The 21,324-nt window shown below is 63.2% G+C and carries 17 protein-coding genes; 13 read left to right on the top strand and 4 right to left on the bottom strand.

The window, feature by feature from the left end:
- Positions 1 to 296: 296 nt before the first annotated feature.
- From ACZ5AC_RS01185 to ACZ5AC_RS01215, 7 genes are all read left to right on the top strand, one after another.
- The gene (locus tag ACZ5AC_RS01185) at positions 297 to 785 is read left to right on the top strand and encodes a tetratricopeptide repeat protein (protein ID WP_464249138.1); all 489 of its coding nucleotides are present in this window, start codon (positions 297 to 299) and stop codon (positions 783 to 785) included.
- 446 nt (positions 786 to 1,231) lie between these two features.
- The gene (locus tag ACZ5AC_RS01190; RefSeq protein ID WP_464249139.1) at positions 1,232 to 1,663 is read left to right on the top strand and encodes a response regulator; all 432 of its coding nucleotides are present in this window, start codon (positions 1,232 to 1,234) and stop codon (positions 1,661 to 1,663) included.
- 14 nt (positions 1,664 to 1,677) lie between these two features.
- Positions 1,678 to 2,076, top strand: coding sequence for a response regulator (locus ACZ5AC_RS01195; protein WP_464249140.1), 399 nt, complete (start codon positions 1,678 to 1,680; stop codon positions 2,074 to 2,076).
- Between the two features lie 50 nt (positions 2,077 to 2,126).
- Positions 2,127 to 3,404 (top strand): sulfite exporter TauE/SafE family protein, encoded by a 1,278-nt coding sequence (locus ACZ5AC_RS01200; protein WP_464249141.1) that lies wholly within the window; start codon positions 2,127 to 2,129, stop codon positions 3,402 to 3,404.
- Between the two features lie 4 nt (positions 3,405 to 3,408).
- Positions 3,409 to 4,110: a hypothetical protein gene (locus ACZ5AC_RS01205; RefSeq protein WP_464249142.1), complete on the top strand. Its 702-nt coding sequence runs from the start codon at positions 3,409 to 3,411 to the stop codon at positions 4,108 to 4,110.
- Positions 4,111 to 4,230: 120 nt separating this feature from the next.
- The gene (locus tag ACZ5AC_RS01210) at positions 4,231 to 5,775 is read left to right on the top strand and encodes a PAS domain-containing sensor histidine kinase (protein WP_464249143.1); all 1,545 of its coding nucleotides are present in this window, start codon (positions 4,231 to 4,233) and stop codon (positions 5,773 to 5,775) included.
- A gap of 11 nt (positions 5,776 to 5,786) precedes the next feature.
- On the top strand, positions 5,787 to 7,121 hold the full coding sequence (locus ACZ5AC_RS01215) for a sigma-54-dependent transcriptional regulator (protein ID WP_464249144.1): 1,335 nt from the start codon (positions 5,787 to 5,789) through the stop codon (positions 7,119 to 7,121).
- A gap of 342 nt (positions 7,122 to 7,463) precedes the next feature.
- Here the strand turns inward: ACZ5AC_RS01215 and ACZ5AC_RS01220 are convergent, their stop codons facing one another.
- On the bottom strand, positions 7,464 to 9,080 hold the full coding sequence (locus ACZ5AC_RS01220) for a response regulator (RefSeq protein WP_464249145.1): 1,617 nt from the start codon (positions 9,078 to 9,080) through the stop codon (positions 7,464 to 7,466).
- Position 9,081: 1 nt separating this feature from the next.
- Positions 9,082 to 9,909 carry a purine-nucleoside phosphorylase gene (locus ACZ5AC_RS01225; RefSeq protein ID WP_464249146.1) on the bottom strand — a complete coding sequence of 276 codons (828 nt, stop codon included), beginning with the start codon at positions 9,907 to 9,909 and terminating at the stop codon, positions 9,082 to 9,084.
- Positions 9,910 to 10,253: 344 nt separating this feature from the next.
- On the opposite strand from ACZ5AC_RS01225, the gene ACZ5AC_RS01230 reads away from it, so the two are divergent.
- The 6 genes from ACZ5AC_RS01230 (at position 10,254) to ACZ5AC_RS01255 (ending at position 16,028) form a co-directional block, all read left to right on the top strand.
- The gene (locus tag ACZ5AC_RS01230; RefSeq protein ID WP_464249147.1) at positions 10,254 to 11,684 is read left to right on the top strand and encodes an ATP-binding protein; all 1,431 of its coding nucleotides are present in this window, start codon (positions 10,254 to 10,256) and stop codon (positions 11,682 to 11,684) included.
- A 109-nt stretch (positions 11,685 to 11,793) separates the two neighbouring features.
- A complete protein-coding gene (locus ACZ5AC_RS01235) occupies positions 11,794 to 14,034 on the top strand; it encodes a carboxyl transferase domain-containing protein (protein WP_464249148.1) in 2,241 nt (746 codons plus the stop codon).
- Positions 14,035 to 14,043: 9 nt separating this feature from the next.
- Positions 14,044 to 14,694, top strand: a complete 651-nt coding sequence (locus tag ACZ5AC_RS01240; protein WP_464249149.1) for a biotin attachment protein — start codon at positions 14,044 to 14,046, stop codon at positions 14,692 to 14,694.
- Entirely contained in the window at positions 14,694 to 15,044 is a 351-nt protein-coding gene (locus tag ACZ5AC_RS01245) for a formin-like protein 18 (RefSeq protein ID WP_464249150.1), read from the top strand. Before ACZ5AC_RS01240 ends, ACZ5AC_RS01245 begins: the two co-directional genes overlap by 1 nt.
- A 27-nt stretch (positions 15,045 to 15,071) precedes the next feature.
- Positions 15,072 to 15,548: a single-stranded DNA-binding protein gene (locus tag ACZ5AC_RS01250; RefSeq protein ID WP_028576997.1), complete on the top strand. Its 477-nt coding sequence runs from the start codon at positions 15,072 to 15,074 to the stop codon at positions 15,546 to 15,548.
- Between the two features lie 108 nt (positions 15,549 to 15,656).
- Positions 15,657 to 16,028 (top strand): holo-[acyl-carrier-protein] synthase, encoded by a 372-nt coding sequence (locus ACZ5AC_RS01255; RefSeq protein ID WP_464249151.1) that lies wholly within the window; start codon positions 15,657 to 15,659, stop codon positions 16,026 to 16,028.
- 11 nt (positions 16,029 to 16,039) lie between these two features.
- Here ACZ5AC_RS01255 and ACZ5AC_RS01260 read toward each other — a convergent pair whose 3' ends face one another.
- Both ACZ5AC_RS01260 and ACZ5AC_RS01265 read right to left on the bottom strand, forming a co-directional pair.
- On the bottom strand, positions 16,040 to 19,990 hold the full coding sequence (locus ACZ5AC_RS01260; RefSeq protein ID WP_464249152.1) for a DUF748 domain-containing protein: 3,951 nt from the start codon (positions 19,988 to 19,990) through the stop codon (positions 16,040 to 16,042).
- A gap of 322 nt (positions 19,991 to 20,312) precedes the next feature.
- The gene (locus ACZ5AC_RS01265; RefSeq protein WP_464249153.1) at positions 20,313 to 21,308 is read right to left on the bottom strand and encodes a glycosyltransferase; all 996 of its coding nucleotides are present in this window, start codon (positions 21,306 to 21,308) and stop codon (positions 20,313 to 20,315) included.
- Between the last annotated feature and the right edge of the window lie 16 nt (positions 21,309 to 21,324).

Consider the following 21,324-nt stretch of genomic DNA (forward strand, 5'->3'; position numbering starts at 1 on the left):
CCGGATTGTGGCGCGGAAGGCCCGCTGATACGTTGTGTTTGCGCGGCTGGTTAATGAAACGGGGATTGCGTGTCTCGGGACGGCTTAGAAAGGCATGGATTCCCGCCTTCGCGGGAATGACATCGAAATGGGCACAGGCCCATGCAGAGACCATCCCGGCCGACCGCAACGCCTCCGGGCCATTCCCGCGAAGGCGGGAATCGATCCCCTCCGCCGTCGGGGATGCCGGTGGCGCATCGCGGCTCATCGAGGCCTGCACGTCCATTGCAGCATCATCATTATAAATAGAGGTACCCATGATCTCCAGACGTGACCTTCTCTTCGGCATGGTCCGCCGACTGCGCGAGACCGACGGCGACAAACCCGTTTCCGGCATAGGCGCGGACATCGGGCAGGCCGACGCGGCCTACGTACGCAGGGACTACGCCGCCGCCCGCGACCTCTACAGGGAGGTGCTCAAGGCCAACCGGGCGCACAAGGAGGCCCGGATCCGTCAGGGGCTGTGCCACTACCATCTCGGGGAGTACATGCAGGCCAAGGACACCCTGCTCATGGTCCACAAGCAGCACCCGAACGAGTACCTGGCCTGCCTCTACCTCGGACTGGCCTACGCCCGCCGCGACCAGCTCGACAAGTGCATGGAGGTCTGGAAGAAGTTCGTGGACCGCGACCACATCGGCGTCATGCGCGAGATCAATGTCCACCGCGCCCTGTTCGAGACCGGCGAGCCCCTGACCGGGGCGGAGGTGGCCGAGGCCGTCGAGAAGGCCCTGGCTCAAGGGTAGCTCGGAGTTCTGGGCTTTTCGCGCATTTTTTTTCGTTTTTCTCCGCAGGGAGGTCTTTCCTCGGCATTCCGTGCTTCCAGGCGTCTGAAGTAGTGGGGCGAAATTCCCCATGTTGCGCCGCTTCTGTACGTATCTCCTTTGTTTTCGGTGGGTTGACTTCGGTGCTGGCCGTCATGGGGCGAAATGCACCTGTGGGGCGAAATGCCCCGGTTTCCCTCGTCATATCCTCCTTTTTTGCCCTGTCCCGGCCCATCGTGAGCGGCGCGATCAAGATTCCCGTCATTCGTCATTCATGAAATCAAGGGGTTGCATGTTCGGATTGCGCTCGCCGCATTCAGACAGCCCGGCCGTCCGGCGGTTTGTTGGCACAGGCGTTGCTTTTGGGGGGATGGGTCTGCGGAGAAGCGCGTGCCCGTTCGGCAGTGAAAGTGTTCAAGGAGGAGTACGTGACGGAAGCCAATATTTTGCTGGTCGATGACGACGCGCAGTTCATCGACGTCATGAGGAAACGCCTGACCATGCGCAGCATGGAGGTGTTTCACGCAGGCAGCGGCGAGGAAGCCATGCAGAAGCTTGCGTCGCACGGCGAAATAGAGGTCGTCATCCTTGACGTGAAGCTGCCCGGATGCAGCGGGATCGAAGTGCTGCGGCTCATCAAGCAGCAGTACCCCCTGGTCGAGGTCATCATGCTGACCGGGAACGCCACCGTGGAGTCGGCCATCGACGGACTTCGTCTCGGTGCCTGGGACTATCTCATGAAGCCCTGCAACATCGAGGTGCTGGTCGAGAAGGTCAAGGAAGCGGTGGAGAAGAAGCGGCGGCACGAAGAGAAGATCGTCGACGCCCGGGTCCGAGAGATCGCCAGCCGCAGAGGCTGAAGGACGGTGAAGGCATGGCCGGGGACAGGATTCTGCTCATTGACGACGAGGCGCACTTCGTGGCCGCCACGGCCAAGCGGCTGCGCCGGCGGGGCTTCTCGGTCCTGGAGGCGAACAACGGCCCCGACGGGCTGCGGTTCCTCGAGCGGGAAACGGTCGATGCGGTGGTCCTGGACGTCGGAATGCCGGACATGGACGGCATCCAGGTCCTGCGGGAACTCAAGATGAGGTTTCCCCAGGTGCAGGTGCTGATGCTGACCGGGCACGGCAACATGGAGGTCGCCATTTCGGGCATGGCCATGGGCGCCTTCGACTATCTCATGAAGCCGGTGGAACTCGAAGTTCTCGTCGGCAAGATCCGGGAGGCCTGCGCCCGGAGGAAGAAAGCGGGTGAGGGAAGCGGGATGGCGTGACCATCCGTATACATTTCGGAAATTGCGATAAAGAGGAGGCGGAAACACGTATGGGATTCTTCAAAGATTGGGGTTCGTTCATGCTGGAGGGCTCAAGGTCCTTCGCGCGGTGGGAAGTGGAAAACGCCAGGACCATCCTTGGCGACAAGAGACGCATCTGGCTGCTCGCGCTGCTGCTCATCCCGTGCATTCTCGGCGGGTGGGCCTTCGCCGATGAGATCGGCCAGGCCCTGCCGAGCGCCATCGGCGGCAAGGAGGCCTACAGCCCGTCCTACTACAGCCTGTTCATTTTTTGTGTGTCGATCTTCGTCGGCGTGGGCGCGGGCCTCATCTCCGGCTGCATCGGCGCCGGCGGCGGCTTCATCATCGCCCCGGCCCTCATGAGCGCCGGCGTCAAGGGCATCCTGGCCGTCGGCACCGACCTGTTCCACATCTTCGCCAAGGCCATCATGGGCTCCGTCCTGCACCGCAAGATGGGCAACGTGTCCGTGCCCCTGGCCTTCGTCTTCCTGATCGGCGCCATCATCGGCACGACCGTGGGCGCCGGCATCAACCGCACGCTCTACAACATCAACCCGGTGCTGAGCGACGCCTTCATCACCGTGGTCTACACCGTCATGCTGGGCTTCCTGGGCTTCTACGGCATGTACGACTACTTCAGCGCCAAGAAGGCCGGCCACACCGGCGGCGCCCACGACACCAAGGAAGGCTCGGCCATGACGGGCATCGCCCAGAAGCTGCAGGCCGTGACCCTGCCGCCCATGGTCACCTTCGACCAGGGCATCGTGCCCGGTGGCCGCAAGATCTCCTGGCTCTTCCTGGTCCTGTCCGGCGCCCTGGTCGGCATGGCCGCGGGCATCATGGGCGTGGGCGGCGGCTTCCTGACCTTCCCCATCTTCGTCTACATCCTGGGCGTCTCGTCCCTGACCACCGTCGGCACGGACATCTTCCAGATCGTGTTCACGGCCGGCTACGGCGCCATCACCCAGTACGCCATCTACGGCTTCATCTTCTACACCCTGGCCATGGGCATGCTGTTGGGCTCCCTGATCGGCATCCAGATCGGCGCCCTGGTGACCAAGGTCGTGCCGGGCATCACCATCCGCGGCTTCTTCGCCATCTCGGTCATGGCCGGCTTCGTGAACCGGTTCTTCGCCCTGCCCAAGAAGCTGGTGGCCATGGGCTACCTGCCCGAATCCATGATCGGCTTCACCAAGGTCATGGACACGGTCGGCATGTACCTGTTCTTCATCGTCATCGCCCTGTTCGGTGTGTGGGTATTCGGGGCCTTCTTCAAGAACATCAAGACTCTGAAGTACGAGGATTGATCCTATGATTCACAATAAAAAGGAATTCAACGGAGGCCTCGCCCTCCTGGTGCTCTTCTTCATCGTCCTCTTCGCCATGTTCCAGCCCCTCTTCGACGGGCACAACGCCATGGCCTACCTGGACAACCTCTACAACTCCATCTCCAAGGGTTCCGCCTATTACGTGGACAACCTGAAGGAAGAGGCCAAGAGCGTGGCCGGCTACCAGGTCAACGTGACCATGAAGATGAAGAGCGAGTCCCAGGCCGCCGACAGCGTGGCCCTGATCACCGCCGCCGGCGCAACGGCCGAGGCCAAGGGCAAGGAGCTGACTGTCTCCGGCGATTACTTGGCCATCCTGAACGCCTGTCTGGAAGACTCGGACAAGATGTACCATAACGACGGGGCGGCCCTCATCGCCAAGTACCCGGTCTTCGCGGGCAAGGACGAACGTCAGGCCCTCTACAACTGGAACGTGATCCTCGAGGGCTTCGACAAGGGACTCAAGGAGCAGGAAGCCTTCGCCCAGGCCAAGGTGGCCTTCAACATCAACTCCAAGGTCGTGGAGACGGCGTACAACTACTACAAGGTCGTGCCCGAGCAGATCAAGGACAAGGTCGGCATCGTCATCTTCTCCCTGGCCTTCTACGTCATCTACACCATGTGGTACGGTTTCGGCATCCTCTTCGTCTTCGAGGGGTGGGGCCTGAAGATCAGCGGGCACTAGCCCCGGTCTGCCACAAGCCTGAAGCGTCGGCGCGGTCTCTGCGGAGGCCGCGCCGTTTTTTGTTTGGACCGGCCGGGCAGCCTCTGGTAGGTGGGGCGGGTCGGAATCCCGGGAGGAAGCATGAACCTGTCCGAGTACTACAACACCGTCATGGAACTCAGTCACGGCATCGTCATCACCCTGGACGAGAAGGGACGGATCATCCACGGCAATTCCCGCTTCGAGGCCGTGTCCGGCTTCGAGATCGGCCAACTGGCCGGGCGGGACTGGTTCGAGTCCTGCGTCGACGCCAAGCGCCGCGACCAGGCCCGCGTCCTGTTCGCGGATATCGTCAAGGCCGGGGACATGGGCTTCATGAAAGGGTCCCTGCGGGCGCGGGACGGGCGGAAAGTCTACATCGACTGGAACATGAAGCCGCTCTTCGATTCCCACGGCAGCCTCGTCAGCGTGCTGTGCGTGGGGCAGGACGTCACGGCCCACGTCGAGCGGCAGCACCAGCTGCAGCATGAGCACGATCGGCTGGTGGCCCTGAACAAGGAACTGTCCTGCCTGCACGCCATGAACCGCATCGTCTCGGACATGGACAGCCCCCTGCCCGACATCCTGCGCGAGATTCTGGGCATCATCCCGCCGTCCTTCCAGCACCCCGAGTCCACCGGGGTGCGTCTCGTGCTCGACGGCGAAACCATCCTCAGCGGGAATTTCCTGGCCGAGGCCGCCTGCCGCCTTGAAGAGGAAATCTTCGTGCAGCGCGTCAAGCGAGGCCGTCTGTGCGTGAGCCTCGAAGGGTGCGGGCAGAACGGCAAGGCCTTCCTGCCCATGGAGGCCGAGCTTCTCGCCGCCCTGGCCAAGCATGTGGGCTGGATCATCTCCAAGCGCGAGGCCCTGTCCACCCGTCGCAACCTGGAGCGCCAGTTGCAGCACGCCGACAGGCTGGCCAAGATCGGGCAGTTCGCGGCCGGCGTGGCCCATGAACTGAACGAGCCCCTGGCCAACATCCTGGGCTTCGCCCAGCTGGCGGCCCAGACACCGGGGCTCCCCGCCCAGGTCGCCAGGGACCTGGACAGCATCGTCAAGTCCGCGCTGCACAGCCGCGAGGTCATTAAGAAGCTCATGATCTTCGGCCGCAAGGTGCCCCTGCAGAAGACCCTGGTGGACCTGAACCAGGTCGTCCGCGACACCCTCTATTTCATCGAGATGAGTGCCTCGCGCGGCAGGGTCGAGGTGCGCACGGAACTGGCCGAGGGCCTGCCGCCCATCATGGCTGACCCGCAGCACGTCAAGCAGGTCATGGTCAATCTGGTGGTCAACGCCATCCACGCCATGCCGTCCGGCGGCGTCTTGACCATCCAGACCCAGTCTTTCAAGGATGACGTCTATCTTTCCGTGGCCGATACGGGCGTGGGCATGGCCCCTGAGGTGCGGCGGCAGATTTTCAACCCCTTCTTCACGACCAAGGACGTGGACCAGGGGACCGGGCTCGGGCTCGCCGTGGTGCACGGGATCGTGTCCGCCCACGGCGGGGTCATCGAGGTGGAGAGCGAGCCGGGCAGGGGAACGCGTTTCGAGATCACCTTCCCGTGCAGCGCGACGGCCCCTGACGGACAGGGCGTCGCGGAGGCGGCCGGTGGCGCCGGGAATTTCACGCCGGGAGCCGGGCAATGAGGAGGCAGGACATGCAGGACAAGGGCGCGACCATCCTGGCCGTGGACGACAGTGCGGCCACCCTCGAGGTCATCTCGCGCAACCTGGCCGCGGCCGGGTACGAGGTACACACCCGCGGCAGCGTCGAGGAGGCCGGGGCCTTCCTGGACGAGACGCCCGTGGACCTCATCATCACGGACTACAAGATGCCCAGGGCCAACGGCCTCGAACTCATCAAGCACGTGCGCGACAATTTCCGGGACACGGAGATCATGATGATCACCGGCTACCCGTCCGTAAGCGGGGCCGTGGAGGCCATGCGCGACGGGGCGGGGGAGTACCTGGCCAAGCCCTTCACGGGCGAGGAACTGCTGGCCGCCGTGCGGCGCATCCTCGACAAGCAGGCCCGCAGGCGCGCGGCCCACGACGAGAAGCAGGAGGCCGGGAATTTCGGGATCATCGGGGACTGCGCCGAGATGCAGGCCGTCTTTGCCCTCATCCGCAAGGCCTCGCGGACCAGCGCCAACGTCTTCATTTCCGGCGAGTCGGGCACGGGCAAGGAGCTGGTGGCCCGGGCCGTGCACTACAACAGCGACCGCCGCGCCTTCGCCTTCGTGCCCGTCAACTGCTCGGCCATTCCGGACACGCTGCTGGAGAGCGAACTCTTCGGCCACGTCAAGGGCGCCTTCACCGGCGCCAAGGAGAGCCGCGCGGGCTTCTTCGAGATCGCCAACGGCGGGACCATCTTCCTCGACGAAATCGGGGACGCGAGCCCCAGCATGCAGGCCAAGCTCCTGCGCGTCATGCAGAGCAAGGAATTTTCCATGGTCGGCTCCTCGCGCATCCGCACCGTGGATACCCGCATCATCGCCGCCTCGCACAAGAACCTGCGCCACTTGGTGGACCAGGGACTGTTCCGCGAAGACCTCTTCTACCGCATCCACGTCATCGAGATCCGGTTGCCGTCGCTGGCCGAGCGAGGCGACGACATCCTCATGCTGGCCAGCCACTTTCTGCACAAGTTCGCCACGGACATGAACCGCGAGGTTCCGCGCCTGACGGACGAGGCCCTGGAGGCCCTGCAGCAGTATGCCTGGCCGGGCAACGTGCGGGAACTCGAAAACCTGCTGCAGCGTCTGGTCATTATCTGCGACGGCCCGGTCATCGACGTGACGGACCTGCCAGAATCCATGCGCTTCACCATCACCCGCTCCCGCCACGGCGACAAGACTCTGGCCGAGGTCGAGGCCGAGCACATCCGCTCCGTCCTGGCCCGCACTGGCGACAACAAGACCCGCGCCGCCGAGATCCTGGGCATCGACCGCAAGACCCTGCGCGAGAAGTTGAAGCGTCTGGGGTTGGGGTGATTTTTTTCGACTCGACCCGGCTCGTTCGTGCGGGGGATGGTCAGTCAAGGGGGGAATACCCCCTCCCACCTCAGGTACTCCCCCTTGGCAGGGGGAGATTCAAGATCCTTGTCTCTCGTGTTTTTCGTGATGCGAAGAACGACGGTGGATTGCCGTGTTGAAGACTCCTCGCCGTGCAGTTGTTCCACATGCGTCATTGCTAACGTAGCGTGACAAGATTCGCCGGCAGCTGCTCCGCCTCCCCTCCTGCCAAGGAGGTGTGCCCGCAGGGCGGGGTGGTTGCCTCTTGCCCCATGTCCTGCATCCATTGAGGCGCCGCAGCGCGGTCACGATCCGGAATGCCTACAGGAATTTATTGATCACCGCCTTCAGGCTTTCGGCCGTGAAAGGCTTGTGGGTGATGTCGTTGACCCCGGCCTCCAGTGCGGCGCGGTTGTCGTTGACCTCGTTCTGGGTGGTGACCATGACCACCGGCAGCTCTTCCTTGGGGAAGATCTTGCGGATGGCCCTGGTCAGGTCGATGCCCGTGATGTCGGGCATGTTCAGGTCCGTCAGCACCATGTCCGGCCTGTTCTTCTCCAGCCATTCCAGGGCGCCGGCCGGGAACTCGAAGAGAACCGGCTCGAAGCCCAGCTCGTGCAGGGTCGACTTGTAGATGTTCAGGATCATGCGCGAGTCGTCCACGGCGCAGATGCGCTTGCGGGCGGCGGCCTTCTTCGTCTCGGGAGCCAGCAGCCTGAGGGCCAGCTCCGAGTACCCCTGTTCCTTCAGCACCGCGTAGAAGAAATCCCGGATGTCCTTGTGGGCCTTTGCCAGCTGGGCCACGGCCATGTCCTGGAAGCGCTCCTCGGTCATGAGGCTCAGGAAGATGCTCCTGGCCTGGGCGCTGATGACCGTGCGGATGATGCGGTGGGCGTCCTCGTCGCGGGCGCCGGCCAGGTTCTTGATCCCGGCGGCCATGATCTCGTTGAAGTTGCGGTCGATGGCCTTGGCCGCGGCGATGCAGACGTGCTCGACGGGGTCGCCCAGCCCCTGGGTCAGGACGTAGGCCCCCCGGTCCAGGGGCAGGAGGCCCAGGGCCTCGTAGGCGGCGAAGCGCACATTGGCGTTTTCGGGGTGGTTGTGCAGGAGCTTGCGGATGGGGGCGATGGCGGCCGGGTCCCCGATGTCGCCCAGGACGTTCAGGGTGTGCACGCGCAGGTCCGCGTCGTCGAAGAGCAGGTTCTCTGTGAGCAGGGGCACGGCCTTGGGCCCGATGGCCGCCAGGGTCTTCTTGGCGTAGCTGCGCAGGTGGGCGTAATGGGAGCGCATGGCCTCGTTCAGCTTGTCGAGCGAGATGGAGTCCTGCACCTTGGCGAAGATGTCCAGGATCAGCAGGTCGAGCTGGTTGTCCGTGCCCATGCGCTCGGCCAGCCGCAGCATGGCCGTGGGCGTGCCGAGCTTGCCCAGGGCCTTGGTGGCCGAGATGATCAGCGTGCGGTTCCCGGAGTAGAGGAAATCGCTCAAGGGGGTGGTGGCCGACGGGTCGCCGATCTCGCCCAGGGTTTCGATGAGCTGGTTGAGCTCCTCGACGTCCGAGGCCGCCAGCAGGGCGTCTATAAGGTCGGCGACCACGGATTCCAGTCGCAGCTCCGCGGCCATGGCGATGTACATCTTGCGGAACGGGGTCTGCGGGTCGCGGATCGCCCGGGAGACGAGGTCCGGCTGGGCCAGGATTTTCATGGCCAGGATTTCCCGGACCACGGGCAGCTCCGAAACCATGTCGCGGTGTTCGGACATGAACCGGGCCAGGATGGGCACGGCGAAGTCCGGATCGGCCGCGCGGAACATGCCCAGGACCTGCTCCCGCAGGGTCCGGTCCACGTTTTCGAGGTAGGCCAGCACCAGCCGGGCCTTGATGGGGTCCTTGCGGGCGATGTTCTCCCTGATTTCGGCCAGCAGATGGGCGTGTTCGGCCATGTCATCCTCCCAGGTTGGGGATGAGGGCGCGCAGCAGCGCGCCCAGGGCGGCGGCAGAACGGCCTGCCTGGTCCAGGATCTCCTCGTGGGAGGTGGCGGCCATGCAGTCCGGAAGGTTCTTGTTGGTCAGGCACGAGATGCCAAGCACCCTCATGCCCATGTGGCGGGCGACGATGGCCTCGGGCACCGTGGACATGCCCACGGCGTCGGCGCCCAGGATGCGCAGCATGCGCGTCTCGGCCGGGGTCTCCAGGCTCGGTCCGGCCACGGCGACGTACACGCCCTGCTCCAGGCGCTGTCCGCAGCGCAGGGCCGCCTGCATGGCCTTCTCGCGCAGGGCGGGGCAGTAGACCTGCGACATGTCCGGGAAGCGCGTCCCCCAGGCCTCGACGTTGGGTCCCGTCAGGGGGTTGCGGCCGGTCATGTTGATGTGGTCCGTCAGGACCATGAGCCCGCCCGTGGCGAAGAGGGGGTTCAGGGCCCCGGCCGCGTTGGTCGCGATCAGGGTCGTGACGCCAAGTAAGCCCAGGACGCGGACCGGCATGGTCACGGTCCCGGCGTCGTATCCTTCATAGAGATGGAAGCGCCCCGAAAGGATGAAGACGGGCGTGCCCTGGACGTCGGCCAGGAGCAGCGCGCCGGCGTGGCCCTTGACGGTCGAAACCGGAAAGCCGGGGATGTCCGCATAGGGAATGCGCAGGCGGATGGAGCCTTCCTCCACCCAGTCGCCCAGGCCGCTGCCGAGGATCAGGGCGGTCTTCGGCAATTCGGGACACGCTTTTGCGATGCTGTCCGCGGCTTTCTTCACGTCTTCCATCCGTTGCTGCATGGTCGAAATCCTTTGCGTTTGAGAAGGGTTAGCGATGAGTTGAACCGGTCGCCCCATGAATCTGGACAGCGGAAAGACCGTTGGTGTAAGGGCGGAAGACCGGTCGGAGAAATCGCACGAGGGTCTGGCAACGGCGTTTTGACCATAGACGATATCGGAGCGCTCTTGCAACTCCTTGTCAAAACTGCCTGCCAGGCGCCTCGCGGCCCGTCCACCGGGGGAAACATGGCCCGCAAGGCTTGCTCCGATGCGATTATGCATATAAGCGGGTCCGGCCTTGTGGCGGATTTCCGCCCTTTAATCAACGCCCAACAGACCATTCGAGGAAAAAGGCTCTTGCAGACATGAAGAACTCAAGCGAACCTAAACACCATAAGATTCTCATCGCCAACCGCGGTGAGATCGCCATCCGCATCATGCAGGCCTGCCGCAAGCTGGGCCATGCCTTCGTGGCGCTCTTCACCGATCCCGACAGGCACAGCGAGCACTGCGTCCTGGCCCGCAAGCTCGGCGGCGAGGACTCCCTGTACCGCGTCAGCTCCTATCTCGACGCCAACGAAATCTTCGCCGTGGCCGACCAGGCCGGCGCAACCGCCATCCATCCCGGCTACGGCTTCTTCGCCGAGGACTACCGTTTCGCCCGCCGGGTTGTGCAGCGCGAGCGCAAGATCATCTTCATCGGCCCCTCCTGGCAGGTCATCCGCGAACTCGGCGACAAGATCAACACCAAGCGCCTGGCCCGCAAGCTCGGCGTCCCGACGGTGCCCGGCTCCGACAAGCCCGTGACCGACGACCTCGAAGCCGAACACATCGCCAAGTCCCTCTTCGACTTCCAGAAGGAGCAGGGGATCAACAACCCGGTCATCCTGGTCAAGGCCTCGGCCGGCGGCGGCGGCATGGGCATCGAGGAGGTGGCCGACCTCGACAAGTTCCGCAGCACCCTGCGGCGCATCAAAAACTACGCCAAGCGCCAGTTCCGCGACGAGGGCGTGCTCATCGAGCAGCGCATCTTCGACTTCAACCACCTGGAAGTGCAGGTCGTGTCCGACCGCACCGGCCAGAACCCGGTCCACTTCGGCACCCGCAACTGCTCGGTCCAGTCCCTGGGCCACCAGAAACGCATCGAGGTCGCGCCCGGATTCGACCCGTCCTCCCTGCGCTACGCCTTCGACGCCCGCAAGGTGCTCGAAGACATCACCGAATACTCCCTGCGCATGGCCCGCGAGGCCGGGTACGACAACGTCGGCACCTGGGAATGGATCGTCAGCCCCACGGGCCAGCCGTTTTTGATGGAGGTCAACACGCGCATCCAGGTCGAGAACGGCGTTTCCGCCCGCATCGCGACCATCAAGGGCAAGGGCGACGTGGACCTCATCGCCGAGCAGATCCGGGTGGGCCTGGGCGCGCCCCTGGGCTACTCCCAGAAGGACATCGCCCTGGACGGCGTGGGCATCGAATACCGCATCATCGCCGAGGACCCGGACAACAAGTTCGCCCCGTGGGTCGGCCGCATCACCTCCTTCGGCTGGCCCGAGCAGGAGTGGCTCAAGCTGCACAGCCAGGTGCCCACGGACCGCGAGTACGAGATTCCCACGGACTTCGACCCCAATCTGGCCCTGGCCATCATCTGGGGCAAGGATCTGGCCGAGGCCAAGGCCAGGGGCGTCGAGTTCCTGAACGCCCTGAAGCTCGAAGGCGTCAACGCCTCGGGCGAGGCCCTGAAGTCCAACATCGACTTCCTGAGGCGCAAGACCGAGACCATCCTGGCGTTCTAGGGCTCGTCATCGCGCCCCGATTTCGACCGCGCCGGAAACTGATTAAGCGCTCAAGCGACGCCGGACATTCCGGCATAACCCAAGCCTGCGAGGCATTCGCGCACTCATTATGGATATAGAAAAACGCATACAGGAGCTTCGGGACCGCCTGAAGTACATACTCGACATATTCGGACCCGACGAGAACGCCAACGTGGCCATGCTGGAGGCCAAGCTCGGCGAATACGTGGCCCGCGAGTCCGGCCTGCCCAAACAGGAGGCCATTCGCCAGCTGGAGACCCTGGAGGAGCTGTTCAGGTTCCTGGAGAAGAAGCTCGAAAGGGAGCTGACGCCCATGAACAAGGTGCGCATCGTGCGCCACCCCCAGCGCATCTGCCTCAAGGACATCCTCGAGAACGTCTACGACAACTACACCGAGATCGGCGGCCAGGACGACTACAGCATCGACCCGAGCATGCTCATCGCCCGGGCCTACATCACCCGCCGTCGCGGCAAGAAGGTCCACAACCAGGCCGTCATGGTCATCGGCCAGGAGAAGGGGCACGGCCAGGAGTTCCGCAACGGCGGCTCCGTCAAGCCCTGGGGCAACGCCAAGGCCCTGCACTACATGAAGGTCGCCGAGACCGAGAACATCCCGATCCATACCTATATCTTCACCCCGGGTTCCTACCCCATCGAGGACTACCCCGGGGCGGCCCAGCAGATCGCCAAGAACCTCTACGAGATGGCCGGGCTCAAGGTGCCCATCGTGGCCGTCATCTCCGAGGGCGGTTCCGGCGGCGCCGAGGCCATCGGCCTGGCCGACACGCGCATCATGATGTCCCACGGCTACTACTCGGTCATCTCGCCAGAGGGCGCCGCGGCCATCGAAGGGCGCCTGCGCGGCGGGCAGCGCGCGGACACGAAGCTCATCGAGCACTGCGCCAAGCAGCTCAAGATCACGGCCGACGACAACCGCGCCAACGGCTACATCGACTGGAAGATCAACGAGCCCGAACTCGGCGCCCGGCCCGAGCACTACGACTTCTTCCGCAAGCTGCGAAAATCCGTCATCTCCTCCACGGACGAGATCGTGCTGAACGTCAGCGGCCTGCGCCTGTTCCGCTCCATCGCCCTGAAGCGGCACAAGGGCGCCGACGTGTACGTGCGCTGGAGCCTCAATACCCGGGCCAAGGAGCGCCTGCTCTGGACGCGCTACATGAAGTTCCGGCGCATGGCACAGCACGCCTACCTCGACAAGCGCCACTGGTTCAACCGCGGCAGCGAGTGGACCAGCGAACTCTTCTCCTCCCTCTACTCCTACTTCCGCTACGACCTCTTCGGGAAGCAGCACAAGAAGGTCACGGAGCTGGCCGAGGACGTGCACGCCGAGATGCAGGTCGTGGTCGGGCGCTCCACGAAGCTGTGGAACGCCATCACTTCCCGGCTGTCCTTCGGCAAGGGCAAGAAGGACGTGGACAAGGCCGGACTGACCTCCCTGTCGGTCTGGGACGACGGCGCCCAGAACAGCGGCAAGTGGCAGTACGTCAGCCCCCAGGCCAAGCTGGACCGCGCCGTGCCCTGCCCCAACACGGCCGTGCACGGCTGCCTCGACCAGTGGGCCCCGGACCTCTTCGGCGAGTGGGCCGGCGTGTGCAGCTTCTGCGGCCACCACTTCCCCATGGAATACCAGTGGTACCTGCACAACATCTTCGACCCGGGCTCCATCTACGAGCTCTTCACGGAGATCGAGTCCACCAACCCCCTCAAGTTCGAGGGCTTCGACCTCAAGCTCGACGAGGCCAAGCGCAAGACCGGCCACAAGTGCGGCTGCATGACCTTTGAGGCCCGCATCGAGGGCACCACGGTCATGGTCGCCATGTTCATGGGCGCCTTCCGCGGCGGCAGCGTCGGCGCAGCCGAGGGCGAGAAGTTCATCCGGGCCATGGAGCGGGCGCGCAAGAAGCAGCTGCCCTTCCTGTCCTACGTGCACGGCACGGCCGGCATCCGCATCCAGGAGGGCGTCAACGGCGTCATCCAGATGCCGCGCTGCACCCTGGCCGTGCGCCGCTACACCGAGGCCGGCGGCCTGTACCTGGTCCTCTACGACACCAACTCCTACGCCGGACCCGTGGCCAGCTTCCTGGGCTGCTCGCCGTACCAGTTCGCCGTGCGTTCGGCCAACATCGGCTTCGCCGGCCCCGGCGTCATCAAGGAGACCACGGGCCTGGACATCCCGCCCAACTACCACAACGCCTACCAGGCGCTGTCGCGCGGGCACATCCAGGGCATCTGGGACCGCCGCGAGATTCGCGGGAACCTCGTGCAGTCCCTGCAGACCATGGGCGGCCGCAACCTTTACTACCGATAGGAGTCGTACGTGATAGACGTCAAAGAATTGCTTCGTGAGCTGCGCGAGGAGCCCTACGAGAAGATCGTCATCCGGGCGCCCCACAGCGGCAAGGTGGAGTTCGTGGCCAGCGAGCCCGGGGTGCGCGTGGTCGGCCCCGGCGGCACCTGGAAGGAGGTGCCGGGCACGCTGCTGGCCAGGCTCGAACGCGAGCAGGTCAAGCGGCCCATCAACGCCCCGCAGAAGGGCGAAGTCATGTCCCTGGGCGACGTGCGGAACGGCCAGTTCGTGCAGGCCGGCCAGGAGCTCATGACCATCCGCCACTTCCTGACCAAGGAGGAGGTCATCGCCCGCATCCTGCGCCGCTCCCTGTCCCTCTTCCTGGCCCCGGAGAAGGGCAAGTACTACTTCTTCCCGGAAGTGGACATCAAGATCAAGACCAAGGGCAGCCAGACCGTGCACGTCGAGGACGGCATGGAGCTGTTCATCCTCTCGCGCATGAAGCGCGAGACCTCGGTGCGTTACGCCGGTCCCGGCGGCATCATCTACGCGGTCTACTTCGAGACCAACGATTCGGTCGACCGCGACGCCCCCCTCATCGGCGTCTGCCCCGAGAGCCAGCTGGGCCAGATCCAGGAGGTCGTCAGCCGCATCCAGAGCGAGTGGGAGGAGAGGGACTGATGGGCCGGGTGCTGCAGGTTCGTGTCCTGGCCTACACGTATGCCGAGGATGATGTCCGTAAGGCTTGGCCCTTACTGTGGAAACTGGCCTTCGAGGACAACACGCCGGGGTTCCCGCACGAGATGAAGGGTGTCCTCGAACTTGTCAGGGCTCTCGATGACCTGTATCAGTTCGGGGACGTTCCCGACGAGGTCCGCAGGCTCCTGGAAGATGGGCTGCCCAGGGTCGTGAAGGACGTCAAGGACATGCAGGCCCGACTGGCCGACTGGGATCCGCAGGCCGCCAACCAGGCCACGGACCGGATCGAGGAAGGTCTCGGCGAACTGGAAAAGCGGGTCGCCAAACCGTAGGCGGCCGACAACATACGAGGAGACGACATGGCAGGGAGTCTGAACAAGGTGATATTGATCGGCCGTCTGGGCCGCGACCCGGAAATGCGCTACACCCCCTCGGGGCAGCCGGTGGCCAACTTCTCCGTCGCCACCGACGAGTCCTACACGAGCAAGGACGGCCAGAAAGTCGAGAAGACCGAGTGGCACCGCATCGTGGTCTGGGGCAAGCAGGCCGAGTTCTGCGGCAACTACCTGTCCAAGGGCCGCCTCGTGTACATCGAGGGCAAGCTCGAGACCCGCAAGTGGACCGACAAGGATGGCGCCGAGAAATACACGACCGAGATCAAGGCCGACCGCGTGCTCGGCCTCGACTCCCGCCAGTCCGAAGGTGGCTACGCTCCGGCCCCGCAGTACCAGCAGCGCGGCCAGGCCCCGGCCCAGGGCGGCAACATGGGCTACGAGGAAGACCTCGGCCCGGCCTTCCCGTCCGAGGCCAGCGGCATGGACGACGCCCCCTTTTAGGGGAGATCCGAAATAATGACATGACAAAGCCAGACGGGTTCGGCCCGTCTGGCTTTTTTTCCTGGCAACGCCCCCGGAGACCCGGGGCAGACATCGGCGGCTTGCGGCATGATCATCGGCGTGGGCATCGACATCGCGGAACTGGACAGGATCGCGCGTTCCCATGAGCGGTTCGGCGGGAAGTTCTGTTCCCGCATCCTCACTCCGGCCGAACTATCGGCCATGCCGAGCAACTCCGTCCCATTCCTGGCCTCTCGCTTCGCGGCCAAGGAGGCCGCGGCCAAGGCCCTGGGCACGGGGTTCAGCCAGGGCGTCACCTTTCAGGACATCGAGGTGCGCTCCGACGACCTCGGCAAGCCGACCATCCATTTCCACAACGCCGCGCAGGCCAAGTTCCGCGAACTGGGGGCCGCAAGGGCCCACCTCTCCATTTCCCACGGCCGCGACAACGCCGTGGCCGTGGTCATCCTCGAGGCCTGAGCGCTTCGACCCTAGCTTTTGATCTCCACCGTCACCTCGGAGCCGCCGGACAGGGCCTGCGGCCCGGCCCCGCCCATGAACACCCGTCCGGCCTCAACGCCGAGAACCTGCACGAGCTGGTTCTTGACGAATTCGGCGCGGCTCGCGGCCAGGCTGACGAGATCCTCGTCGGTGACGCTTATGAGCTCGCGCAGCTTGGCCTCCTGCACTTCGCGCGAAACCTCCTTGTGCAGGCCGATGGCGTTCTTCTCCTTCTCGACGGGTTCGTCCTTGTAGGCTTCCCAGAGCAGCTCCGCGTACTCTTCGTCCGTGATCTCCAGTTCCTCGAGCACGGTTTGCTCCCGCTCCTTGCGCGACAGGTCGTCGTACTTGATGACCTGCAGCTTGCGCTGGAACTGCCTGTCGGCCATGGCCTGCCGGTCCGCCACCGGGTCGGCGCGCCCGATGATGGAGATGCTCAGGCCCGGGCGCTGCTTCAGGATGTCTGCCAGGGCCTGGATGCCCTTCGTGGTTTCCTCGGACGGCGTGGCCAGCCCGGCCGGGAAGGCTAGTTTGCTCACATCTCCCGCGCCCTCGGGCACGAGGCTGGCCAGCAGGGTGAAGGGCGAGGCCACGGCCTTGACGATGAGCCCGAGGAAGGCCTGCATGACGATGCCGCCGATGCTGAACTGCGGGTCGTTCAGGTCTCCCTTGACCGGGAGGTTGATGGCGATGTTTCCGGACATGTCCCGCAGCAGGGCCAGGCCCAGCTTGACCGGCACGTCGGCCGCGTCGGGTGATTCGACCTTTTCGCCGAGTTCCAGCTGGCGGGCCTTGATGGCGTTGCGCATGGCCAGGTTGCTGCCGTCGGTGCTGACACTCATGTCCCAGTCGAGCTGGCCCTGGGCCACGGGGTAGGCGATGAATTTCGAGGAGTAGGGCGAGAGGCCTACCAGGTCGAGGTTGCGCAGGGTCACGGTGCTGTTGGTTTCCACCGGGTCCTTCAGGGGGCTGATCCATCCGGAGGCGTTGACGGCCGCCGAGCCGTCGACGACCGCGGAGAGTTCGAGCTCCGCGCGTTTCTGCGGGTCGAGGGAGATGCCGCGCACGTTCAGGTCCACCGGGGAGACGACGGACGCGAACTGCGGCGAGAGGGTCTGGTCGGCGAAGGTGAAGCGGCCCTGTTTGAGCGCGAAGCTCCCGATATCGAGGGATTTGAGGCCCTCGGACTTGTCCGCCTTCTTCGGCTGCGCCTTGGCGGGCTTTTTCGCCGGCGGCGCGATGCGGTCCAGGGTGGTGCGGCCTTGGGCGTCGATGACGAAGCCGGCGCGCGGCTCCACAAGTTCCACTTCCCGGATGCTCAGGGCCAGGGGCGAAAGCTGCAGGGCCAGCTGGGACACATCCAGGGTCTTGAAGCCGAGGATTTCCGCTTTCGACCTGCCTTCCGTGACGCGAAGGCCATCAATCCGCACGGAGCCGGTGAGCTGGTCCTTGCCCTTGCCGCCCAAACGCCAGTTCAGCTTGCCGCCGAGCCTGCCGGCCGGGATGTCCACGGCGGCGGCGTCGGCCACGTAGGCCGAGGCCAGGGACAGGGGGATGCGGGAGAGATCGACGGTCCCCTTGGTGATCATGGTCGACGGCACGATGTCACCGCTCGCCTTGATGCTCCCTGTTTCCTCCACGCGGCAGGACAGGGTCAGGGGGATGGCCTTGGCCAGGTCCGTGGACAGGTTTTTCGTCAGGAAGGAGATCTGGTCCACCTCCAGGCGCGAGGGCTTGGAGAGGGTCTGGTCCGTGAGGGACACGCCGGACCCGGACAGTGAGAACTGTTCCACGACAACGCTCCAGGCCGGGGAGGCGCTCTTGGGCGCAGGCTTGCCGGAAACGGATTCCTTCGGGGCGAAAAGCTTCGCCAGGTCGATGGCTCCGTCCTTCTCGCGGACGACGTCGAGGTTCAGCGACAGGTCCACCGGGCCGACGGTCACGGCCGTCTTTGCCGTGTCCACGTTCACGGGGCCGACCTTGAGGGCGTTTACGCGGACGGGGGCATCCTTCTTTCCGGACAGAAGCAGGCGCACATCGGACACAGACGCTCCGCCGCTCGCGATTTTCCAGCTCGGCGCATTGCCCGTCGCGGTGTTGCCGGATGGTTTGCCCTGGGCTGATGTCGAGGGCGCGGCCAGGGCGGCCACGAGGGTCGCGCGGCCTGCGGTGTCCACGCCCGTGGTTACGGATGCGTCGGCCAGGGTGAGGACGCCCGTACGGACCTCGCGCCCGGCCAAGTCGACGAAGATGCCGTCCAAAGCCGCCTTGGCGAGCTGCACGTCGCCTGCGTCGCCCTTGGCCTTGAGGGCCAACCCGCGCACCTCGACCCTGGAGTCTTCCACGCGCGGGGCGGCGCTGGCGGTGTCCAGGACCAGGTTCACGGTTGCGTCGGCCTTGGCCGCGGCCAGGGTCATGGGCAGGGCGTCCCGGTAGAAGGGCGAGTAGGAGGGGATGTCGAGATTTCGCGCCTCGACGCTGACCTTGGCCTGGAGAGGCGTCACGGAGAAGGAGCCCTCCACGCCGAACTCTTCGCCGTCGGCCGTCATGGCCCGGATCACCGCCTGGGTGGTCGCGTTGGCGGCCGTGCTCAGGTCGGTGATGGTCACGTTGAGCCCCTGCACCTCCTTGGTGAAGGGTGTGGGCACGGTCTCGTCCCTGAACAGGACGCGGCCGTCGGAGAGCCGCACTTCGGGGATCTGCAGGAGCAGAGCCCTGGCGGGAGGCTGCGCTGTTTCGGCGGTCAGGGCGCCGTCAGTGGCGTTGCCCGCCTGCGTGGTCGCATTGGCCGCGGCTTGCGTGGCGTTCCCCATTCCGGCTGCCGCGACTTCGGTTCCCGCGGTGGCGTTTTCCGCTTTCGGCGACACGCTGCCGTTTGCCGCTGTCGCGTTTGAAGGGGCTGGCTCGCGGGTGAAGTAGCCCATCCAGTTCAGGCTGCCGTCCTTTTTGCGCACGAGCTTGATGAAGGGGCTTTCCAGGCTCACGGAGCGCAGTCCGAGCTCAAGGTTCAGGATGGAGATGTCGTCCAGGACGATTTCCGTGCTGGCGGCAGAGAGGACGGGCTCCCCATTGTCCGTCAGCTCGATATCGCGCCCCGTGACCGTGCCCTGCAGGGAGAAGGTCGGCAGCCGGTCCTCGTGTCGTTCGAAGACGAGCTTGTTTTCGAGGCTCAAAGTCCCCTTGGCCAGTTGGAGGTTTTCGTTGGCCAGGGCGTACGCCCAGTACTGGGGCAGCCCGAGGTCCATGACGTTCAGGGCGAATTCGGTTTTGAGAGAGTTGTCGAAGGGGATGGTCTGGCCTTCGAGGTTGAAGGGCGCCCCGTTGGCGCGGAAGGACAGGGTCGGGGTCATGAAGGTCGTCCAGTCCTTCTTGCGCGACGAGAATTGGGGCACCAGGAAATTGATTTCATCGATGACATGCGTCACGCCCCGGGTCTGGTCCTCAAAGACGATGGTGCCGTTGCCGACGGAAATCGGCTCGATGATCAAGGGCACAATGAGCGGCTCGGACTTTTCGGGTGCGGGCTCCTGCTTTCCACCGGTCAGATCCGCGAAGTTGGTCCGGCCATCCCTGTCGAGGCGGATGTTGACGCGCGGACCTTCGAGGCGAAGGTCGCGCACGACAATGGCCAGGCGCAGCAGGGAACTCAGTTCGAGGTTGGCGTGGAGGGCGTTGAAGGCCACGAACTCTGTACCAACCTCTTTTTCTTTGATGGAGAATCCTGCGATGTCAGAAGTCAGGGTGAAGGGATTGAAGCGGATTTCCTGAACGCCAACCTGTCGCTGAAGCACTTGCGAAACTTTTTCCTCCAAAACGTACCGGGCAATGCTCGGCAGAAGGAGGAAGCCGAACGCTGCATACAACGCGACACAGACGGCGGCTGAAAAAAAGACTTTCTGCCAAAAATTAAGAATGCTCCATGAAACGCGACTCTGTATCATAAATTGCTCCCTGATTTACTGTTATCAGGTAGCGGTAGCGCGCGTTTTTGGCAAGAAGGGGCGCAAGGTTATTGATGTTCGTTCCGCCTTAATTTTTGTCGAGATGTTTGTACGTCATGGGTTGGAGGAAAGACATGACTGCCGGTCGAGGCGGGATGGAAAATGTCATGACATGCGGAGACGGGCGGGGATTGCGAACGAAACAAAATTCGTCCTCGGTAGCGTCGAATTTCAATAATGTCGTCAGTTCAGGAAATCTTCAAATTAATAATCGGAGATATTTCATCTTTGCGCTGTATCCAGACAATAGTGCGAATATTTTTTATATTGAATCGATAATTTTTAAAAATTCTTTGCTTGATTGGATGATGTCAAATCTGCTTACAACTTTCAACCTTGCCTTTTGAGCCATTTGTTCAAGCAAATTTCGATCATTGAAAAGCGTGGATGCGAATTCTTTCCATTGATTTTCTCTTGTGACAAGAAATCCATCAACGCCATGCGAAATGATATCCTTGTTGAATCCTACAGATGACGCGAGGGGAACCACTCCGCAGGACATGTACTGAAGAAGTTTGAATCCACATTTTCCGCGAGTGTAAGGATCGTCATTCAATGGCATCAAGCCGACAGAAAATTTTTGAAGTAAGGAGAGCTCGTTTTCCGGTGTCCACTTGTTGAATTGAGTGTGTATAGAAAAATTTCCCGTGGGGGCCATATTGGATACGATCTGAATCGGATCGCCTGTAACGGCATGGAGCATCTCGGCGATGTTGCTCAGACCTGCAAGGTAGCTCGATGTTCCCATCCACCCGATTGTGAATTTCTTGGTTCTCATATCTGAGGTGCCGGGAGTGTAAACGCTCGTGTCGAGAGGTGTCGGCAGGATGAATACAGGTGGAACTCCCTTTGCCGCTTCGGCAAGATACGAGTTGCCTGCGATGACAAGGTCCGTATGAGAGAGCATTCTTTTGAAGCGACTCCACTTTTTGCCTCTTCCAGGTTGAGCTGCCTCTTCCTGATCTGTCCATATCGCATCGTCGAAATCAAACACGATTTTTTCGGAGATAATTTTTAGTGCCGATATCTCTGCGGGATGCAGTATTCTTTTTTGTACTATGCAGACGTCATATTTTTTTGTTTTGAATAAATTTTGTGCAAAAAACGAAATTCTTTGACTAATTGTTTTTGGATATCTCAAAACATTGATATTGATGTCGTATTTTTGCAATTCTTCAGCAATTGGTATGACGCGGAATCTCACGCTTGGGAGCGTTTCTTTTCCCTGTGTGAGCCATAAAATTGAGGTGATTTTCATTTCGAGCAACAATTTT

It is taken from the genome of Desulfomicrobium aestuarii (assembly GCF_055385525.1).

Bases quoted from the DNA above. Each gene is read 5' to 3' on its own strand.
- ACZ5AC_RS01185 (WP_464249138.1), top strand. From the start codon at position 297: ATGATCTCCAGACGTGACCTTCTCTTCGGCATGGTCCGCCGACTGCGC.
- ACZ5AC_RS01195 (WP_464249140.1), top strand. From the start codon at position 1,678: ATGGCCGGGGACAGGATTCTGCTCATTGACGACGAGGCGCACTTCGTG.
- ACZ5AC_RS01200 (WP_464249141.1), top strand. From the start codon at position 2,127: ATGGGATTCTTCAAAGATTGGGGTTCGTTCATGCTGGAGGGCTCAAGG.
- ACZ5AC_RS01205 (WP_464249142.1), top strand. From the start codon at position 3,409: ATGATTCACAATAAAAAGGAATTCAACGGAGGCCTCGCCCTCCTGGTG.
- ACZ5AC_RS01210 (WP_464249143.1), top strand. From the start codon at position 4,231: ATGAACCTGTCCGAGTACTACAACACCGTCATGGAACTCAGTCACGGC.
- ACZ5AC_RS01215 (WP_464249144.1), top strand. From the start codon at position 5,787: ATGCAGGACAAGGGCGCGACCATCCTGGCCGTGGACGACAGTGCGGCC.
- ACZ5AC_RS01220 (WP_464249145.1), bottom strand. From the start codon at position 9,080: ATGGCCGAACACGCCCATCTGCTGGCCGAAATCAGGGAGAACATCGCC.
- ACZ5AC_RS01225 (WP_464249146.1), bottom strand. From the start codon at position 9,909: ATGCAGCAACGGATGGAAGACGTGAAGAAAGCCGCGGACAGCATCGCA.
- ACZ5AC_RS01230 (WP_464249147.1), top strand. From the start codon at position 10,254: ATGAAGAACTCAAGCGAACCTAAACACCATAAGATTCTCATCGCCAAC.
- ACZ5AC_RS01235 (WP_464249148.1), top strand. From the start codon at position 11,794: ATGGATATAGAAAAACGCATACAGGAGCTTCGGGACCGCCTGAAGTAC.
- ACZ5AC_RS01245 (WP_464249150.1), top strand. From the start codon at position 14,694: ATGGGCCGGGTGCTGCAGGTTCGTGTCCTGGCCTACACGTATGCCGAG.
- ACZ5AC_RS01250 (WP_028576997.1), top strand. From the start codon at position 15,072: ATGGCAGGGAGTCTGAACAAGGTGATATTGATCGGCCGTCTGGGCCGC.
- ACZ5AC_RS01255 (WP_464249151.1), top strand. From the start codon at position 15,657: ATGATCATCGGCGTGGGCATCGACATCGCGGAACTGGACAGGATCGCG.
- ACZ5AC_RS01260 (WP_464249152.1), bottom strand. From the start codon at position 19,990: ATGATACAGAGTCGCGTTTCATGGAGCATTCTTAATTTTTGGCAGAAA.
- ACZ5AC_RS01265 (WP_464249153.1), bottom strand. From the start codon at position 21,308: ATGAAAATCACCTCAATTTTATGGCTCACACAGGGAAAAGAAACGCTC.